This window comes from Streptomyces sp. NPDC040718 (genome assembly GCF_055593565.1).
In genome coordinates, this window is sequence record NZ_JBVIXO010000001.1 from 985083 (window position 1) to 1003263 (window position 18181).

The 18181-nt window shown below is 73.4% G+C and carries 12 protein-coding genes; 3 read left to right on the forward strand and 9 right to left on the reverse strand.

The features are described 5' to 3' along the window. The 5 genes from ACZ597_RS04555 to ACZ597_RS04575 all read right to left on the reverse strand — a co-directional run bounded on the left by ACZ597_RS04555 (nucleotide 1) and on the right by ACZ597_RS04575 (nucleotide 10521). Nucleotides 1-1632 carry a succinic semialdehyde dehydrogenase gene (locus ACZ597_RS04555; RefSeq protein ID WP_471324815.1) on the reverse strand — a complete coding sequence of 544 codons (1632 nt, stop codon included), beginning with the start codon at nucleotides 1630-1632 and terminating at the stop codon, nucleotides 1-3. A gap of 125 nt (nucleotides 1633-1757) precedes the next feature. Then, nucleotides 1758-3392: a serine/threonine-protein kinase gene (locus ACZ597_RS04560; RefSeq protein WP_471324817.1), complete on the reverse strand. Its 1635-nt coding sequence runs from the start codon at nucleotides 3390-3392 to the stop codon at nucleotides 1758-1760. A gap of 114 nt (nucleotides 3393-3506) precedes the next feature. Continuing rightward, the gene (locus ACZ597_RS04565) at nucleotides 3507-6017 is read right to left on the reverse strand and encodes a protein kinase (protein ID WP_471324820.1); all 2511 of its coding nucleotides are present in this window, start codon (nucleotides 6015-6017) and stop codon (nucleotides 3507-3509) included. 88 nt (nucleotides 6018-6105) lie between these two features. Then, the gene (locus tag ACZ597_RS04570; protein WP_471324823.1) at nucleotides 6106-8622 is read right to left on the reverse strand and encodes a serine/threonine-protein kinase; all 2517 of its coding nucleotides are present in this window, start codon (nucleotides 8620-8622) and stop codon (nucleotides 6106-6108) included. A gap of 192 nt (nucleotides 8623-8814) precedes the next feature. Then, nucleotides 8815-10521, reverse strand: a complete 1707-nt coding sequence (locus ACZ597_RS04575) for a glycerol-3-phosphate dehydrogenase/oxidase (protein WP_471324826.1) — start codon at nucleotides 10519-10521, stop codon at nucleotides 8815-8817. A 255-nt stretch (nucleotides 10522-10776) separates the two neighbouring features. Between ACZ597_RS04575 and ACZ597_RS04580 the strand changes: the two genes are divergently transcribed. Then, nucleotides 10777-12006, forward strand: a complete 1230-nt coding sequence (locus ACZ597_RS04580; RefSeq protein ID WP_471324829.1) for a nucleotide sugar dehydrogenase — start codon at nucleotides 10777-10779, stop codon at nucleotides 12004-12006. Nucleotides 12007-12161: 155 nt separating this feature from the next. Further along, on the forward strand, nucleotides 12162-12641 hold the full coding sequence (locus ACZ597_RS04585) for a hypothetical protein (RefSeq protein WP_471324832.1): 480 nt from the start codon (nucleotides 12162-12164) through the stop codon (nucleotides 12639-12641). A gap of 180 nt (nucleotides 12642-12821) precedes the next feature. Here the strand turns inward: ACZ597_RS04585 and ACZ597_RS04590 are convergent, their stop codons facing one another. The 4 genes from ACZ597_RS04590 to ACZ597_RS04605 all read right to left on the reverse strand — a co-directional run bounded on the left by ACZ597_RS04590 (nucleotide 12822) and on the right by ACZ597_RS04605 (nucleotide 17341). After that, entirely contained in the window at nucleotides 12822-13946 is a 1125-nt protein-coding gene (locus tag ACZ597_RS04590; RefSeq protein ID WP_471324835.1) for a GuaB3 family IMP dehydrogenase-related protein, read from the reverse strand. Nucleotides 13947-14101: 155 nt separating this feature from the next. Then, entirely contained in the window at nucleotides 14102-15601 is a 1500-nt protein-coding gene (gene guaB, locus ACZ597_RS04595; RefSeq protein ID WP_471324838.1) for an IMP dehydrogenase, read from the reverse strand. A gap of 148 nt (nucleotides 15602-15749) precedes the next feature. Then, on the reverse strand, nucleotides 15750-16379 hold the full coding sequence (locus tag ACZ597_RS04600) for a sigma-70 family RNA polymerase sigma factor (protein WP_007265958.1): 630 nt from the start codon (nucleotides 16377-16379) through the stop codon (nucleotides 15750-15752). 350 nt (nucleotides 16380-16729) lie between these two features. Further along, nucleotides 16730-17341 (reverse strand): response regulator transcription factor, encoded by a 612-nt coding sequence (locus tag ACZ597_RS04605; RefSeq protein ID WP_003948568.1) that lies wholly within the window; start codon nucleotides 17339-17341, stop codon nucleotides 16730-16732. A 379-nt stretch (nucleotides 17342-17720) separates the two neighbouring features. On the opposite strand from ACZ597_RS04605, the gene ACZ597_RS04610 reads away from it, so the two are divergent. Next, nucleotides 17721-18047, forward strand: coding sequence for a WhiB family transcriptional regulator (locus ACZ597_RS04610; RefSeq protein WP_030298281.1), 327 nt, complete (start codon nucleotides 17721-17723; stop codon nucleotides 18045-18047). Nucleotides 18048-18181 lie beyond the last annotated feature (134 nt).

The following is an 18181-nucleotide window of genomic DNA, read 5'->3' on the forward strand; positions in this document are numbered from 1 at the left end:
TTAGCGCAGTCGGAGGGCCTTGAGGACCTTGAGGCTGCTCGTCATGAAACGGGCGTACTGCTCGTCGTCCATGCCGAGCGAGGGCGCCATCGGCAGCAGCCGCTGGTGGGCGACGGTCTGCGCCTCGGTGTACTTGAGGATGCCCTCGGAGCCGTGCCGTCGGCCGAGGCCGGACTCCTTCATGCCGCCCATGGGGGCCTGGGCGCTGCCGTAGGCGGGGGCGTAGCCGTCGTTGATGTTGACGGTGCCGGTGCGCAGCCGTGCGGCGACGGCGTGGCCGCGCCGGGCGTCCTTGGTCCAGACGCTGGAGTTGAGGCCGTAGGGGGTGGCGTTGGCCTGGGCGACGGCCTCGTCCTCGTCGGTGAACCGGTAGACGGAGACGACCGGGCCGAAGGTCTCCTCGGCGCAGACCGACATGGGGGCCTCGACCCCGTCGAGGATGGTGGGCTCGTAGAAGAGCGGGCCGATGTCGGGGCGGGCGGTGCCGCCGGCGACGAGGGTGGCGCCCTTGGCGACGGCCTCGTCCACGTGCCGCTGCACGGTCTCCAGCTGGCGTTCGCCGACGAGGGAGCCCATGTCGGCGCCGTAGGCGAGGGAGGCGCCGAGCCGCATGGCCTTGGTGCGGGCGGCGAAGCGCTCGACGAAGGCGTCGGCGATCGAGGCGTGGACGTAGAGCCGCTCGATGGAGATGCAGAGCTGGCCGGCGGAGGAGAAGCAGGCGCGGACGGCGCCGGCGGCGGCCTTCTCCACGTCGGCGTCGTGCAGTACGAGCATGGCGTTCTTGCCGCCGAGTTCGAGGGAGACGCCGACCAGGCGGGCGGCTGCGCCCTGGGCGACCTCGCGGCCGGTGCGGGTGGAGCCGGTGAAGGAGACGTAGTCGGCGTGCCGGACCACCTCGGGGCCGACGACGGGGCCCTCGCCGAGGACGACCTGGAAGACCTCGGCGGGCAGTCCGGCCTCCATGAGCAGGTCGCGGGCCCACAGGGCGGTCAGCGCGGTCTCGGTGTCGGGCTTCATGACGACGGCGTTGCCCGAGACGAAGGCGGGCAGGGCGTCGCCGACGGAGAGTTCGAGGGGGTAGTTCCAGGGGGCGATCTGGCCGACGACCCCGCGCGGCTGGCGCAGCTCGGTGACCTTGGTGAGGGTCGGCATGGCGCCGGTGTGGCCCTTGGGCCGCAGGTACGAGGGAGCCTTGCGGCCGTAGTGCCGGGCGGCGACGGCGACGGCCTGGACCTCCTCGTGGGCGTGCAGGCGGGCCTTGCCGGTCTCCAGCTGGATGAGGTCGAGGACCTCGGACTGGCGGGCGAGGACCAGGTCGTGGAAGCGCAGCAGTACGGCGGCGCGCCTCCGTACGGGGACCGCGGCCCAGGCGGGCTGGGCGGCGCGGGCCTTCGCGAAGGCGGTGGCCACGTCCTCGGGGGTGGCCTCGGGCAGGTCCGCCAGCTTGGCCCCGGTGAAGGGGGTGTGGTTGGCGGTCCGGCCGGAGCCGATCACTCCGCGGGTGAGCCGGGTGACCAGGTCGGGGGTCACCACGTCGGCGGCGGTGCGGACGCCTGCCGGGGCCGGGGCGACCGGATTGGTGGGCTGCGGTGCGGAGCGGAGGGTGGCGGCGGGGGCCTGCGAGTCCGTCATGGCGGTGAGCGTATTGGGCGGGCGGGCCTTTGGGTACCCGTGGGTAACCGGATTTTGCCAAATCTGCCAGTGATCGCTGGCAGGATGGCCGGGTACCGGGGGCCCGGCCCCCGGGCGCCGGGGGCTCAGCTCCCCTGGGGGGCCGGCTCCCAGCCGCTGAGCACGATGTCGAACTGCTGGCGGGTCGTCGCCCAGTCGGCGGCGGGGCCCGTCATGTAGATCGCGTACTCGGTGCCGTTCGGGGCGATGTACATCTGCTCGATGGCCCGGCGCGGCCCGGCGTGCACCCCCTTCTCCGTCCACGTGAAGTCCCAGAGGACGGCCTGGGTGGTTTCCCGGAACGTGTTCGGGTTGAGCTTCTGCCGCTTGTAGTCCGTCCGTTGCGCCACCTGCTTCTCCAGGTCGAGCAGGTGCGTGTACGGGTTCGGGTAGTCCGGGGTCGGGTCGGCGGCGATCCGGATGTAGTGCTTGCCGTTGTCCGCGGTGTAGTCGATCTGGTTGCCGTCCGTCTGGCGCATCCAGCCGTTCGGGACGAAGAGCGTGAAGCCCTCCTTGTCCGTGACCTTGTTCCAGCCGGCCGGCGGAGTGGCGGCGGCCTTGCGGCCGCTCTGGCCGTCCTGGCCGCCGGTGGCGCTCGTGTTCCTGTCGGAGCCGCCCTTGTCCGCGTCCCCGTCGCCGCCCCCGGTGAGCTTCAGCGCCCCGAACACGGCGCCGCCGCCCAGCAGCGCCGCCACCAGGGCCACCGCGGCCACCCGCCGCATCCGGCCCGGCCGACGGCCCGCGGTCTGCTCGGGCAGGGCGGTGGTGGCCACCGGGGCGGGCGCCGGGGCGGGGGCGGGCTCCTGCACCGGGGCCGCGGGCGCCTGCGCGGAGGCCCGCTCCTCGTCGCTCACCGCGCGCGTGGGCACGTACGCCTGGGCGGCCTTCGGCTCGCGGCCCTCCATCGCCTCCAGCAGCATCCGCTCGGCCTCCGCGGCCGAGGGACGCTCGGCCGGGTCCTTGCGCAGCAGCGCCGTGATGACCGGGCCCAGGGCGCCGGACTGGCGGGGCACGGGCGGCTCGTCGTTCACCACTGCCTGGAGGCTGGAGATCGGCGAGGTCCGGCGGAAGGGCGAGCGGGCCTCTACGGCCGTGTACAGGGTGGCGCCCAGCGACCACAGGTCGGAGGACGGGTCGGGGGCGCCGCCCGTTACCCGCTCCGGGGCCAGGTAGTCGATGGAGCCGACGAGTTCACCCGTCCGCGTGATCGACGAGTCGCCCTCGATCGCGGCGATCCCGAAGTCGGTCAGCAGCACCCGGCCGTCCTTGGCCAGCAGCACGTTGCCCGGCTTCACGTCCCGGTGCATCACCCCGACCGCGTGCGCGGCGCGCAGCGCGCCCAGCACGTGCAGGCCGATCCGGGCCGCCTCGCGGGGCTCGATCCGGCCGGCGGCCTTGGCCGCCTCGGCGAGGGAGGGGCCGTCGATGTGCTCCATGACGATCCACGGCCGGTCGTCGTGCTCCAGCACGTCGTGGACGGTCACCACCGCCGGATGCTGGATCCGGGCCGCCGCCCGGGCCTCCTTCTGCGTCCGGGCGTGCATGACCTCCCGGTCGGCCTGGGACACGTAGAGCCCCGCCGTCAGTTCCTTGACCGCGACCGTTCTGTGCAGCAGCTCGTCATGCGCGCGCCACACCTTCCCCATGCCGCCGCTGCCGATGGGCTCCACGAGCCGGTACCGGCCTGCGAGCACCGCACCCGCGCCTGTCTGCTGTTCCACGAATTCCCGCCGCTCTGTGCACTCCACGCCAGATTACGGAGCCTGCGGGCGCTGCCGGAACAAGGCGGGGCCCATAGGACAGCACTGTGACGCAATCGCCGTACTGACCGTCCGTCAGCCGCCTGCTTTGTAACTCGCCGTCGCCTTCTCGAAGACGTCGGTGACCTTGTCCTGGTTGTCCTCCGGTCCCGTGACCATGACGACGTGGTAGGCGCCGCCGAGCGCGACCACGAAATTGCGGGCGAACAGGGACCGGCCCGCCGCGTCGATCCAGGTGTAGCGGCCGGTGACCCGCAACTGCTGCCCGACCTTGGTGGACTTGACGTCCCCGCCGGACGCCCAGGTGGAGTTGCGGTACGGGGCCAGCTCGGGCTCCTTGTCCTTCTGGTAGCCCAGCGGATCCGGATCGCCGCCCTCGACCCGGTCCCGGCCGGCTACGACGATCAGGGTGAACTGGCCCTGGGTGTAGCGCACCTGCCCGGCCTCGTTGATGGACTGGCGCTCCCAGCCGCCCGGCACGGCGATGCTGAAGTGCGCCGGGTCCTGCTGGACGGTGTAGCCCTCCGGTGCGGGCGCGTCGCCCGGCGGGGCGGGCTTGGACTCCGGGGCTCCGCCCGGGGTGCGCCCGGGCGTCTGCGCGGGCTTGGGCGCCGGGCCCTGCTGGGTGCCGGCCGGGCCGGAGGCGGACGCCGCCGGGCTCTGGGCGGCCGTGGGCTGCTGCCCGGAGTCCGTGTCGCGGGGCAGGAAGAGCATCGCGTACGCCACCCCGCCCGCGAGCAGGGCCAGTACGCCGACCAGCAGGAGCCGGCCGGGGGAACGCGGCTTGCGGGGGGCGGCGGGGTTGCGGTGGCGCCCGTGCAGATCACCGCGGCGGCGTACGACGGGCAGCCGGGCGGGGTCCGGCTCGGGCATCGGAAGTCCGGCGAAGTCCCCCTCGGGTTCGGGGGCGGAGCGGATCAGCGAGCGCAGCCAGCCGCGCAGCTCCTCGAAGTCGGGCCGCTCGGCCGGGTCCTGGCGCAGCAGGGACTCGACGACGGGGCGCAGCGGGCCGCAGTCCTCGGCGAAGGCGGGCGGCTCGGCGCAGACCATCTCGACGAGTTCCGCGACGCTGTCCTCGGGGTACGGGGCGTGCCCCTGGACGGCGCGGTACAGCAGGGCTCCGAGGGCCCACAGGTCGGCGGCGGGGCCTACGGGCGCGGCCAGCTGCCAGTTGCCGTGGACGGGGCCGGCGGCCTGCTCGGGCGCCCAGCGCTCGGTGAGGGGGCCGATGACGGCCATCCGGGTCTGGCGGGCCCGCTCGGCGTCGAGGCCGGTGCGGGGGCCGCCCCAGGCTCCGCGGGTGCCGGTGCCGGTGCCGACGCGGGAGGCGGGGGCGGGGCGCGGGGCCGGGCGGGGCGCCGGCGGCCGTACCGGCGCGGCGGGCTCGGGGGGCGCGGCCGGCTCGGCCTGGCGGTAGCCCTGCGGGAGGGCGAGCTGGGCGGGCAGCGCGGGCCGGGCCGGGGCGGGCCCGGGGGCCGGCTCCGGGCGCTCGGGCTCCGGCTCGGCCTGCTCCGGTTCCGGCTGCTGGGGCTCGGGCTGCGGCGGCGTCTGCGGTTCGGCCGGGCGGCGGGGGGCCACTCCGTGCCAGGGCGTGGCGGCGGCGGTGTCCGGACCCCCGTACGGGTACGCGTACTCCTGGGGCAGATTGGCCCCGGTCGGCGGCAGCACCGGCACGACCACGGGGCCTCGCCCGCCGCGCTGCCGGGCCACCTCGGCGGTGGCGGCCCGGGTTCCGGCCCGGTACGCGGCGACGGTCCCGGCGCGGGCGGCCGCCTCGGCGGCGGCCCGGTCCTGCCCGGGGGACGGCGCGGGGCGGGCCGGCTCCGGTGCCGGATCCGGATCCGGGGTGATGTGGTCCGTGTAGCGCGGGCCGGTGTCGTACCCGGGCGCCACCAGGGGCGCGTACCGGGGCCCTTCGTCGCGGGATCCGGCGGGCGGGGGCTCCGGCGCGGGGTCCGGGGGCGGCGGGGTGCCCCAGGCGGCGTCCGCGCCCGCTTCCCCGCCCGGCTCCCCGGTGTCCGGCTGCGGCACCGGGTCGTACCCGCACAGGGCCTCCTCGGCGGCACCCGCCGCCAGACCCGTCAGGACGACCCTGCCGTCCTCGCATATCAACACGGTCCGGGCCGTGATGTTGCGGTGCGTCCAGCCGTGCGCGTGCAGCACGCGCAGCGCGGTCAGCACGTCCGAGGCGACCTCCGCCGCCCGGTAGGGGCTCAGCGGCTCGTCGGCGATCAGCGCGGCCAGCGGCCTGGCGGGGACGAGTTCGCTCACTATCCACAGCGAGCCGTCCTCCGCGAACACGTCGAAGACCTGGTCGAGGCGGGGATGGTCCGGCACGGAGGCGGCCGCCTGGGCGGCGGCGATCGCACGCCGGACGGCGGGGAGTTCCCCGGCGGCCACGGCGTGCGCACCGGTTCCGTCGAGCAGTTCCGCGTCCACCACCTCGGGCAGCGGCACCTGCCGGACGAGGACTTCCTGCCCGCTGCGCGTGTCGAAGGCGCGGGTCTCTATCAGCTCGTACTCGTCGGACGGCGGAATCGGCAGACGGTAGCGGTCGGACAGGATCCGGCCGGCGTAGTCCTCCACATCGCCTCCCCCGAGTGCGGTCCCCCATGGCCCCCGCTGGACACGATACGTCGCCGGGGCCGCCCGCGTCCCGGGCTTGCGAGGCCCGTCAGCCCAACGGCTGGAAGGTCTGGAAGGCGGTGTCGCGCAGCTGCGCGCATTCGGGACCGTCCCACTGGTCGGCGGCGCAACTGATCATGATGGCGTAGCCGTGCGTGGCGTCCGCCTTGAAGCCGCGGTTGAGGACGCGGACCCGCGTGCCCTGCTGGTCCCGCTCGAACTCCCAGTCCGCGACGGTCGGGTAGTTGCGGTAGTTCACCCCGTCCAGGCGGATCAGGCGGTAGTTCTTGCTGCTGCCCGCGACGGCCGGGGCGAGCTTGTTCCAGGCGAGGCGGGCGTCGTTGCCGGGGCTGCCGGTGTAGTCGACCTGGATCCTCGGGAAGCCTCCGTCGCGGCTGTATATCGCGCCGGAGTTCTCGCCCGCGGTGTCGGTCTGGCGGAAGCCCTCGGGCATGGCCATCGAGAAGTGGAACCGCAGGTCCGTCACGGTGGCGAAGCCCGCCGGGAGTCCGCCGGGGCCGCCGGGGCTGGCGCCCTGGCCCTGGCTCTGGCCCTGCGCCGGGTTCTGGCCCTGCCCCTGACCCTGCCCCTGGTCGGTGCCGCCGGGGGTGCCGCCGGGCACGGGCGTGCCCGGGGTGCCGCTCGGGTTCGCGTTCGGCGAGGAACCGGCCGACGCGGCGGGGCCGTTGCCGGCGGAGGTGCCGGGCGAGGGGCTGCCGGAGGCGACCGGGCCGCCCTTGCCCTCGTTCTTGCGGCCGCCGTCCTTGCCGTCGCCCTTGACCAGGTACGCGATGAGCGAGCCGACGACCGCGAGGACGACGACCACCGCGGCTATGGCCAGCACGATGGTGCGGCGCGACACCACGTCGGTGAGCGAGGCCCCGGCCTGCGCGGGACGGGCCGGGGGTGCCTCGGCCGCGGCAGCGGCCGCTGCCTCGGCGGCGGCGGCCTTGCGGGCGGCCTTCAGCGCGGCACGGGTCCGCTCGCGCTGCTCGCGCTCACGGCGCTCGCGTTCCTTCTTCGCGGCCTTCTCGGCCGCCGCGTCGGCCTTGGTGAGGGAGATCGGGCGGGTCTCCTCGACCGGCGGAACCGGCTGGGGCTCCGGCTCGGCGACCGGCTCGGGGGCGTTGACGACGGCGGTGAGCATCGTCCGCGCCTGGTCCTCGCCGAGGCGCTGGGCCGGGTCCTTGACCAGCAGCCCGTAGATGACCTCGGTCAGCGGGCCGCCGGCGTTCCGCGGCGGGTCCACGGGCTCGGTCATCACGGCGGTGAGGGTGGCGAGGGCGTTGCCCTTGTCGTACGGGGGCACGCCCTCGACGGCCGCGTACAGCAGCCCGCCGAGGGACCACATGTCGGCGGGCGGGCCGGGCTTCTGGCCGCGGGCGCGCTCCGGGGAGATGTACGAGGGGGCGCCGACGAGCATGCCGGTGGAGGTGATGGAGGGGTCGCCCTCCACCTGGGCGATGCCGAAGTCGGTGAGCACGACGCGGCCGGAGGCGGCGATCAGCACGTTGGACGGCTTCACGTCGCGGTGCAGGATCCCCTGGCGGTGCGCGGCGCGGAGCACGTCGAGCACGGCGAGGCCGACCTCGGCCGCGCGGTGCGGGGTCAGCGGGCCGTTCTCCCGGACGAACTCGGCGAGCGAGGGGCCCTCGATGAGCTCCATGACGATCCAGGGGCGGGCGTCCTCGTCGACGACGTCGAAGACGGTGACGGCGCCTTCGCTGCGGATCCGCGCGATGGCCTTGGCCTCGCGGAGGGTCCGGGTGATGAGGCGGCGCTTCTCGTCCTCGTCGACGCCGTTGCCGAAGCGGAGCTCCTTGACGGCGACCGTCCGGCCGAGGACCACGTCCTCGGCGCGCCAGACGGTGCCCATGCCGCCCTTGCCGAGCACGGCGCCCAGCCGGTACCGCCCGGCCAGCAACCGTCCCTCGCGCCGCGCCTCTTCGGCCGCCTCGTCGCCCTCCCCCTCGTCCGCCGCGACCGCCGCGGCGGGAGGGGCCTTCGCGGGCGCCACATCGGCGGGCTCGCCCTCGGCGGGGGCCGACTTCTCGGAGACCGCCTTGGCGGGCGCGCCCTCCGCGGGCACCGCGTCCGCGGACGTGCCCTTGGCGGTGCCGCCCGCTCCCACGCCCGCCTTCGCGGAAGCACCGTCGGGGGACGCACCGTTCTCCGCAGCGGCCGTGGCGGGCTCGACCTTGGCCGGGGCCGCCTCCGCAGGAGCGCCCTCCGCCGCCGCCTTCGCGGAGGTGGACTTCTCCGTGTTCACCTTCGCGGGAGCGTCCTTCGCGGGAGCGTCTTCGGCAGGGGTCCTCGTGGCGGGCGCGTCCTTCGCAGGAGTGCCCTTCTCAACCGGAACCTTCGCGGACGCGTCCTCCGCGGGCGCGTCGGAGTCCGCTGCGGGCTCCGGCTCCTCAACGCCCCCGGCCGGAGCGGGCTTCGCCGTGGCGGCGGAACGCGGCCGGGGCACGGCGGTGGCCTCGGCGCCCCCGGCCGACGCGGCCTTCGACACCTTCGCAGCGGCAGCGGAACCGGCCGCCCCGGCCCCGTCATCCAGCTTCGCCATAGGCGCCCCGGCAGACGACTCGGTGTGCTCCGGCTTCGACATGCGTCCCCTCTGCGATCGTGCAGCCTGCCCCGGCTGCCTCGGCAGCCGCCGGGGGGCACGGTAATCCACCCCGGCAGAAACCTCATTGTTGCTCACTCCGCATCCGACGGGAGCCCCGGGGCCGCCGGTTCCCCCTCCTGTATCTCGGAGTTACAACGGGACGATGTCGGGCGCCCCCAGCCGTGCCGCGTCCGCCGTCTGGTCGTCCGGCTGGCGCTGTGATTCCCGCTCCGCCTGTACCCGCTTCTCGTAGTGCTCGACCTCCTTCTCGATCTGCTGCTTGTCCCAGCCCAGCACCGGAGCCATCAATTCCGCACACTCGCGCGCCGATCGCGTTCCCCGGTCGAAGGTCTCGATGGAGATCCGGGTCCGCCGGGTCAGCACGTCGTCCAGGTGCCGGGCGCCCTCGTGCGACGCGGCGTAGGCGATTTCCGCCCGCAGGTAGTCCTCCGCCCCGGTCACCGGCTCCCCGAGCCCCGGGTCGGCCCCGATCAGGTCGAACAGCTCCTCCGACAGGGATCCGTAGCGGTTCAACAGGTGCTCCACCCGCACCACATGGAGCCCCGTCCGCGCGGCGATGCGCGCGCGGCCGTTCCACAGGGCCCGGTAGCCCTCCGCCCCCACCAGCGGCACGTCCTCCGTCACGCACGCCGCGACCCGCTGGTCCAGCCCGTGCACCGCCTCGTCGACCGCGTCCTTCGCCATCACCCGGTACGTCGTGTACTTGCCGCCCGCCACCACCACCAGGCCCGGCACCGGATGGGCCACCGTGTGCTCGCGGGACAGCTTGCTCGTCGCGTCCGACTCCCCGGCCAGCAGCGGCCGCAGGCCCGCGTACACGCCCTGGACGTCGTCCCGCGTGAGCGGCACGGCCAGCACCGAGTTCACGTGCTCCAGCAGGTAGTCGATGTCCGCGCTCGACGCCGCCGGGTGTGCCTTGTCCAGGTCCCAGTCCGTGTCCGTGGTGCCCACGATCCAGTGCCGGCCCCACGGGATCACGAACAGCACCGACTTCTCGGTCCGCAGGATCAGCCCGGTGCTGGAGTGGATCCGGTCCTTCGGGACGACCAGGTGGATCCCCTTCGAGGCCCGTACGTGGAACTGCCCGCGCTCCCCGATCAGCGCCTGGGTGTCGTCCGTCCACACCCCGGTCGCGTTCACGATCTGCTTCGCGCGGATCTCGTACTCGCCCCCGCCCTCCACGTCGCGCACCTTCGCCCCGACGACCCGCTCGCCCTCGCGCAGGAAGCCGACGACCCTCGCCCGGTTGGCGCAGTGCGCCCCGTACGCCGCGGCCGTCCGGACCAGCGTGGCGACGTAGCGCGCGTCGTCCATCTGGGCGTCGTAGTACTGGAGGGCGCCCACCAGAGCGTCCTTGCGCAGGGCCGGGGCGATGCGCAGGGCCCGTTTGCGCGAGAGGTGGCGGTGGGTGGGCAGGCCGCGCCCGTGCCCGCTGGAGACGGACATCGCGTCGTACAGGGCCACGCCCGAGCCGGCGTAGAAGCGCTCCCAGCCCTTGTGCTGGAGCGGGTACAGGAAGGGCACCGGCTTCACCAGGTGCGGGGCGAGCCGCTCCAGCAGCAGCCCGCGCTCCTTGAGCGCCTCCCGTACGAGGGCGAAGTCGAGCATCTCCAGGTACCGCAGGCCGCCGTGGATCAGCTTGCTCGACCGGCTCGACGTCCCGGACGCCCAGTCACGGGCCTCCACCAGGCCCGTGGAAAGGCCTCTGGTCACGGCGTCCAGCGCGGTGCCCGCGCCGACCACGCCCGCGCCGACGACCAGAACGTCCACTTCCCGCTCGGCCATCCGGGCGAGCGCCTCCGCGCGCTGCGCCGGTCCCAGTGTCGCTGTCCTCACGGCTGCCTCCCGTCGGTGCGGGCCCTACCCGCTCGGTGCGGGTGATCCCGCTCACATCCCCCCGCTTCTCGATTCTGACCGGCCGCACCCACATCAGCCACCGCCTGTGGACAACACAACGGCGACCACCACCCCACAATGCGACATATCTGTCATATATACGCCTAGTCTGACATTGCGCCAGCTCCGGTCGTCCACAGGACTTGCGCGCACCGCCCCCTCATGCATGCCAGGGAAGGGAAGGGACCGCCCCCCATGCCCGCAGATCTCGCCGTCATCGGACTCGGCCACCTCGGCCTCCCCCTCGCCCAGGCGGCCGTAGCCGCCGGGATCGAGACCGTCGGCTACGACAGCGGCCCCGCCACGGACAGCACCCTCACCGCCGCCGAGATCCGCCGCATGTCGGCGGCCGGCTTCCGTGTCACCACCAACCCCGCCGAGCTCGGCCGGGTCCGCACCGCGGTCATCTGCGCCCCCACCCAGCTCGGCGCCGACCGCGCGCTCGACCTCGGGGCCGTCGGCGAGGCGGGCCGCACCCTCGCCGCCCGGCTGCGCCCGCACACCACCGTGATCCTGGAGTCCGCCGCCCACCCCGGCGTCACCGAGGACTACCTGCGGCCCGTCCTCGAAGAGGGCTCCGGCCTGCGGGCCGGCCGGGACTTCCACCTGGCCTACTCCCCCAGCCGCCTCGACCCGGGCAACCGGACCCACACCATCTCCAACACCCCCAAGGTCATCGGCGGCCTCACCCCCGCCTGCACCGAGTCCGCGCACGCCTTCTACGCCCGCCTCACCGAGAAGGTCGTCCGCGCCCGCGGCCTGCGCGAGGCCGAGACCGTACAGCTCCTGGAGACCAACTACCGGCACGTCAACATCGCCCTGATGAACGAGATGGCCGTCCTCTGCCACGACCTCGGCGTCGACCTGTGGGACGTCATCCGCTGCGCCGAGACCAAGCCGTACGGCTTCCAGGCCTTCCGCCCCGGCCCCGGCGTCGGCGGCCACGGCGTCCCCCTCGACCCCAACTACCTCCCCCACACCACCCGCACCCCGGGCCACCCCCTGCGCATGGTCGGACTGGCCCAGGAGATCAACAACCGGATGCCGCAGTACGTCATCCAGCGCTGCGCCACCCTGCTGAACGAGCACGGCAAGTCCGCGCGCGGCGCCCGCGTCCTCCTGCTGGGCGTCACCTACAAGCCCGACCTCGCCGACCAGGAGGGCTCACCGGCCCGGGAGATCGCCAGCCGGCTCCTCGACCTCGGGGCGCTGATCAGCTACCACGACCCGTACATCGCGGGCTGGCGGGTCCGCGACCAGCCCGTGCCGCGCGCCGACTCGCTCTACGAGGCCGCCGCCAACGCCGACCTGACGATCCTGCTCCAGCACCACCGCACGTACGACATGCAGGGCCTGGCGGTGAAGGCGCAGCTCCTCCTCGACACCCGCGGCGCCAGCCCGGCCGGCGCGGCCCACCGCCTCTGACCGCGCCCCAACCCAGGTCACGGCCGGATCCCAGTCCGGTCACCCGACCGAAATCCCCCGGTGGAATTCCACCGTCCGCTGTTAGCCTGCGGCTTCGCTTATCCCGCACTTACGCCCTCCGGGCCCCGTGCGCCGATTCCCTGGGGGGGACCACCATGAGCCAGAACTTCCAGCCGCCCACACCCACGCCCACGCCCTACGCCGAGGTGCCCGCCCCGGCCCCCGCCCGCAAGGGCAACGTAGGCCTGGGCATCGTCGCCGCCGTCGTCGCGGGCCTGGCCGCCGCGGCGGCGTACGGCGGCATCATGTACGCGATGGACCGCGAGCGGGCCTTCGGCGCGATCGGCATCGGCCTCCTCGTCGGCTACGCCGCCGGGAAGATCGGCGGCCGCGGCCCGGTCCCGCCCGCGATCGCGGGCCTGGTGTCCATCGGCGCCGTCTACCTCGGCAAGATGTTCCTCTTCGCCCTCGCCCTGGCCGACCTCAACAAGGTCGGCCTGTCCGAGCTGATCGACAAGATCGGCATCAGCGGCCTGAACGACATCGTCAAGGAGGGCGTGGACGGCTGGGCCCTCGCCTACATCGGCATCAGCGTCCTCGTCGCCGTCGGGGCGGCCAAGAAGGCCAACGACTGACACCGGGTACGCGGCGCCGGAGCACGCACCCCCGGACCGGACACCGGCCGGGGCGTGGACTGGGCCGGACTCCGGCCTTCGCCGCGCCGGCGCTTGCACAGGATCCGGCCCGCGCGTACGCCGGAGGGCCGGCACCCCACTCGGGGTGCCGGCCCTCCGGCGTACGTACGGGACGACGGGTCAGCGGCTGTGCTGCGAGTCCGCGACCGTGACCTCGACGCGCTGGAACTCCTTGAGCTCGCTGTAGCCCGTGGTGGCCATCGAGCGGCGGAGCGCGCCGAAGAAGTTCATCGAGCCGTCCGGGGTGTGCGACGGGCCGGTGAGGATCTCCTCGGTGGTCCCGACGGTGCCGAGGTCCACCTTCTTGCCGCGCGGCACGTCCTCGTGGACGGCCTCCATGCCCCAGTGGTTGCCCTTGCCCGGGGCGTCGGTGGCGCGGGCCAGCGGGGAGCCCATCATCACGGCGTCGGCGCCGCAGGCCACGGCCTTCGGGATGTCGCCGGACCAGCCCACGCCGCCGTCGGCGATGACGTGGACGTAGCGGCCGCCGGACTCGTCCATGTAGTCGCGGCGGGCCGCGGCCACGTCGGCGACGGCGGTGGCCATCGGGACCTGGATGCCGAGCACGTTGCGCGTGGTGTGCGCCGCGCCGCCGCCGAAGCCGACGAGGACGCCCGCGGCGCCGGTGCGCATCAGGTGCAGGGCCGCCGTGTAGGTGGCGCAGCCGCCGACGATGACCGGGACGTCGAGCTCGTAGATGAACTGCTTGAGGTTCAGCGGCTCGGCGGCGCCGGAGACGTGCTCGGCGGAGACGGTGGTGCCGCGGATCACGAAGATGTCCACGCCCGCGTCGACGACGGCCTTGGAGAACTCGGCGGTGCGCTGCGGGGAGAGCGCGGCGGCGGTGACGACACCGGAGTCGCGCACCTCCTTGATCCGCTGCCGGATCAGGTCGGCCTGGATCGGCGCGGCGTAGATCTCCTGGAGACGGCGGGTCGCGGCCGCCTCGTCCAGCTCCGCGATCTCGTCGAGCAGCGGCTGCGGGTCCTCGTAGCGGGTCCACAGGCCTTCGAGGTTGAGCACGCCGAGGCCGCCGAGCTCGCCGATGCGGATCGCGGTCTGCGGGGAGACCACCGAGTCCATGGGGGCGGCCAGGAAGGGGAGCTCGAAGCGGTACGCGTCGATCTGCCAGGCGATCGAGACCTCCTTCGGGTCCCGCGTACGCCGGCTGGGGACGATGGCGATGTCGTCGAAGGCGTACGCCCGGCGGCCGCGCTTGCCGCGCCCGATCTCGATCTCAGTCACGTGTGGTGGCCTTTCCTCTGGGTCTGCCCGTCCAGTATCCCCGAACGGCGGGGGGCCGCGTTCCGGTGACCGCTGTACGGACGACCGCGGACGGCCCCGGGCACGCCCGAGGGGGCGGGCCCGGCCGGGCCCGCCCCCTCGGGCGATCGTCGTGCTCAGCCCTTGCGGCTGTAGTTCGGTGCTTCCACCGTCATCTGGATGTCGTGCGGGTGGCTCTCCTTGAGGCCCGCCGAGGTGATCCGGACGAAGCGGCCCCGGTCCTGGAGCTCGGGGACGGTGCGGCCGCCGACGTAGAACATCGACTGGCGCAGGCCGCCGACCAGCTGGTGGACGACCGCGGAGAGCGGGCCGCGGTAGGGCACCTGGCCCTCGATGCCCTCGGGGATGAGCTTGTCGTCGCCGCCCACGCCCTCCTGGAAGTAGCGGTCCTTGGAGAAGGACTTGCGGTCGCCGCGGGACTGCATCGCGCCGAGCGAGCCCATGCCGCGGTACGACTTGAACTGCTTGCCGTTGATGAAGAGCAGCTCGCCCGGGGACTCCTCGCAGCCCGCGAGCAGCGAGCCGAGCATCACCGTGTCGGCGCCCGCGACGAGGGCCTTGGCGATGTCGCCGGAGTACTGGAGGCCGCCGTCGCCGATGACGGGGACGCCGGCGGCCTTGGCGGCGAGGGAGGCCTCGTAGATCGCGGTGACCTGCGGGACTCCGATGCCGGCGACGACGCGGGTGGTGCAGATGGAGCCCGGGCCGACGCCGACCTTGATGCCGTCGACGCCCGAGTCGATGAGCGCCTGGGCGCCGTCGCGGGTGGCGACGTTGCCGCCGATGACGTCGACGGGGGCGTTCGACTTGATCTTGGCGACCATGTCGCCGACCAGGCGGGAGTGGCCGTGGGCGGTGTCGACGACGATGAAGTCGGCGCCCGCCTCGATCAGGGCCTGGGCGCGCTCGTACGCGTCGCCGGCGACGCCGACCGCGGCGCCGACCAGCAGGCGGCCGTCCTTGTCCTTGGCGGCGTTCGGGTACTTCTCGGCCTTGACGAAGTCCTTGACCGTGATGAGGCCCTTGAGGATGCCCGCCTCGTCGACGAGCGGAAGCTTCTCGATCTTGTGGCGGCGCAGCAGCTCCATGGCGTCCACGCCGGAGATGCCGACCTTGCCCGTGACCAGCGGCATCGGGGTCATGACCTCGCGCACCTGGCGGCTGCGGTCCGACTCGAAGGCCATGTCGCGGTTGGTGACGATGCCGAGCAGCTTGCCGGCCGGGTCGGTGACCGGGACGCCGGAGATGCGGAACTTGGCGCAGAGCTCGTCGGCCTCGCGCAGCGTCGCGTCCGGGTGCACCGTGATCGGGTCGGTGACCATGCCGGACTCGGAGCGCTTGACCAGGTCTACCTGGTTGGCCTGGTCGGCGATCGACAGGTTGCGGTGCAGCACGCCGACGCCGCCCTGGCGGGCCATCGCGATGGCCATGCGGGACTCGGTGACCTTGTCCATGGCGGCGGACAGCAGCGGAACGTTCACCCGGACGTTGCGCGAGATGAGCGAAGAGGTGTCGATCTCGTCCGGAGCCATGTCCGACGCGCCCGGCAGCAGCAGCACGTCGTCGTAGGTCAGTCCGAGCGTGGCGAATTTGTCGGGTACTCCGTCGGCGGTCATGACACCTTCCAAATGGTCTTGCTCAGCGCGGATGTCCATGCTAACGGGATCCCGGGGCGTCTCATTCCACGACCAAGGTCAACCGCAATTTTCGTCGCTTCCTACGACAGAAAACGGCGCGAAAGGGAACCCGAGGCTCCGGCAGGGGTCACTGCTCGGCGAGCGCGCGGAGCCTGCTGAGGGCCCGGTGCTGGGCCACGCGCACCGCTCCCGGGGACATGCCGAGCATCTGCCCGGTCTCCTCCGCGGTCAGCCCGACGGCCACCCGCAGGACGAGCAGCTCGCGCTGGTTCTCCGGCAGGTTCGCGAGGAGCTTCTTGGCCCAGGCCGCGTCACTGCTGAGCAGCGCCCGCTCCTCGGGGCCGAGCGAGTCGTCCGGCCGCTCCGGCATCTCGTCGGAGGGCACGGCCGTGCTGCCGGGATGGCGCATGGCGGCCCGCTGGAGGTCGGCGACCTTGTGCGCGGCGATGGCGAAGACGAAGGCCTCGAAGGGCCTGCCGGTGTCCCGGTAGCGGGGCAGCGCCATCAGCACGGCGACGCAGACCTCCTGCGCGAGGTCCTCCACGAAGTGACGGGCATCACCGGGGAGCCGCGACAGCCGGGTGCGGCAGTAGCGCAGGGCGAGGGGGTGCACGAAGGCCAGGAGATCGTGCGTGGCCTGCTCGTCCCCCTCGACGGCACGGCGTACGAGCGCGCCGACGGCCCCGGCGTTGCCGCCTTTGGCGGCGCCGGTGGGGCCTGTGGCCGCGGGTGACCCCAGGGCCTCGTCGTCGCGCATCAATCCATGGTGCCTTGGCGCGGGAGCGTTCGCGGCATCGCGGTCCGTGTTGTGCATCGAAGCGTTATGAGCGGGTGCGCCGGAACTCATCATTTGCGCCCTCCCCTCCGCTCGGCCCGAATCGTCGTCCCGCGGGACTCGACCTCTCCAAGAATGCGGCACACCTTCAAGGATGCGGCATCGCGCCCGAAGCGACACGTCCCCCGGATTGTGCCCCGCCAATCCCCGGCGTGACACCGGGTGCGGCGGGACTTTCCGCGGCTTCCGTCCCGGCGGCGCCGGCGGACGCCTGCCGCCCCGTCCGCCGCGGGCGGACGGGACCGCGGCCGCCGCCGGCCGCCGGTACCGCGTCAGCGGACGAGACCCCAGCGGAAGCCGAGTGCCACGGCGTGCGCCCGGTCCGAGGCGCCGAGCTTCTTGAACAGCCTGCGGGCATGCGTCTTGACCGTGTCCTCGGAGAGGAAGAGCTCGCGCCCGATCTCCGCGTTGGACCGGCCGTGGCTCATGCCCTCCAGCACCTGGATCTCGCGCGCGGTCAGGGTGGGGGCGGCCCCCATCTCGGCCGAGCGGAGCCGGCGCGGGGCCAGCCGCCAGGTGGGGTCGGCGAGCGCCTGGGTGACCGTGGCCCGCAACTCGGCGCGCGAGGCGTCCTTGTGCAGGTAGCCGCGGGCGCCGGCGGCGACCGCGAGGGCCACCCCGTCCAGGTCCTCGGCGACCGTCAGCATGATGATGCGGGCGCCCGGGTCGGCGGACAGGAGTCGGCGGACCGTCTCGACACCGCCCAGGCCGGGCATCCGTACATCCATCAGAATCAGGTCGGAGCGGTCGGCACCCCAGCGGCGGAGGACTTCCTCGCCGTTGGCAGCCGTCGTCACACGCTCGACGCCGGGCACGGTGGCAACCGCGCGACGGAGCGCCTCTCGGGCAAGCGGGGAGTCGTCGCAGACGAGGACGGAAGTCATGACCGCCCTCCGCAGCTGCTGATGCGCGTCACCTTGAGCCTCCAGGCTGGTACGTATCGTCACCTGTGCGGTCGACGCCCTCGGACACCTGTCCGGGAACCTCTCGTTTCAACCGCACTCGCTCTCTCAACGATGGTCACTCGAAAGAGTTACGGGTCGGACGGACACCTTCGGCACTCTACGTGAGGAAGCGATCACCGCGCCGGAGGCGCGAGCCAACTGTCCTCCATCTGGAGCTATGCCCTATTTGGCGGCTTTCCTTCCGTTTGCCATGTGTCTGAGGCTAGGGTCCCAATGAGTCATATTTACATCTACTACGACAGTAGGTGTGGAGACATGGACCGTATCCGCGTAGTACCCGGCACCAAGAGGACTACCAATGGCAGATTTCTCCCGCCTCCCCGGACCGAACGCCGACCTCTGGGACTGGCAGCTGCTGGCCGCCTGCCGCGGGGTCGACAGCTCCCTCTTCTTCCACCCGGAAGGCGAGCGGGGCGCGGCCAGGAGTGCGCGCGAGGCCTCGGCTAAAGAGGTCTGCATGCGCTGCCCGGTGCGTTCGGAATGCGCCGCGCACGCACTCGCCGTCCGAGAGCCCTACGGGGTGTGGGGAGGGCTCACCGAGGACGAACGCGAGGAGCTGATGGGCCGCGCACGGCACCGGCTGATCCCCGCCTCCAGCACGATCGGCCCAGTCCCGCCGCACTGACGGCCGGCCCGCCCGAAGCGCACACCCACCCGGAAAGACATCCGAAGGAACGTTCCCTCACATCCGCGCGCGATCCCGAGCGCGCCGCCGTGACCCAGGTCCGGGCCGTCACCCGTCCGGCCGTACGCCCCGTA

Bases quoted from the DNA above. Each gene is read 5' to 3' on its own strand.
- ACZ597_RS04555 (WP_471324815.1), bottom strand. From the start codon at position 1,632: ATGACGGACTCGCAGGCCCCCGCCGCCACCCTCCGCTCCGCACCGCAG.
- ACZ597_RS04570 (WP_471324823.1), bottom strand. From the start codon at position 8,622: ATGGCGAAGCTGGATGACGGGGCCGGGGCGGCCGGTTCCGCTGCCGCT.
- ACZ597_RS04580 (WP_471324829.1), top strand. From the start codon at position 10,777: ATGCCCGCAGATCTCGCCGTCATCGGACTCGGCCACCTCGGCCTCCCC.
- ACZ597_RS04585 (WP_471324832.1), top strand. From the start codon at position 12,162: ATGAGCCAGAACTTCCAGCCGCCCACACCCACGCCCACGCCCTACGCC.
- guaB (WP_471324838.1), bottom strand. From the start codon at position 15,601: ATGACCGCCGACGGAGTACCCGACAAATTCGCCACGCTCGGACTGACC.
- ACZ597_RS04600 (WP_007265958.1), bottom strand. From the start codon at position 16,379: ATGCGCGACGACGAGGCCCTGGGGTCACCCGCGGCCACAGGCCCCACC.
- ACZ597_RS04605 (WP_003948568.1), bottom strand. From the start codon at position 17,341: ATGACTTCCGTCCTCGTCTGCGACGACTCCCCGCTTGCCCGAGAGGCG.
- ACZ597_RS04610 (WP_030298281.1), top strand. From the start codon at position 17,721: ATGGCAGATTTCTCCCGCCTCCCCGGACCGAACGCCGACCTCTGGGAC.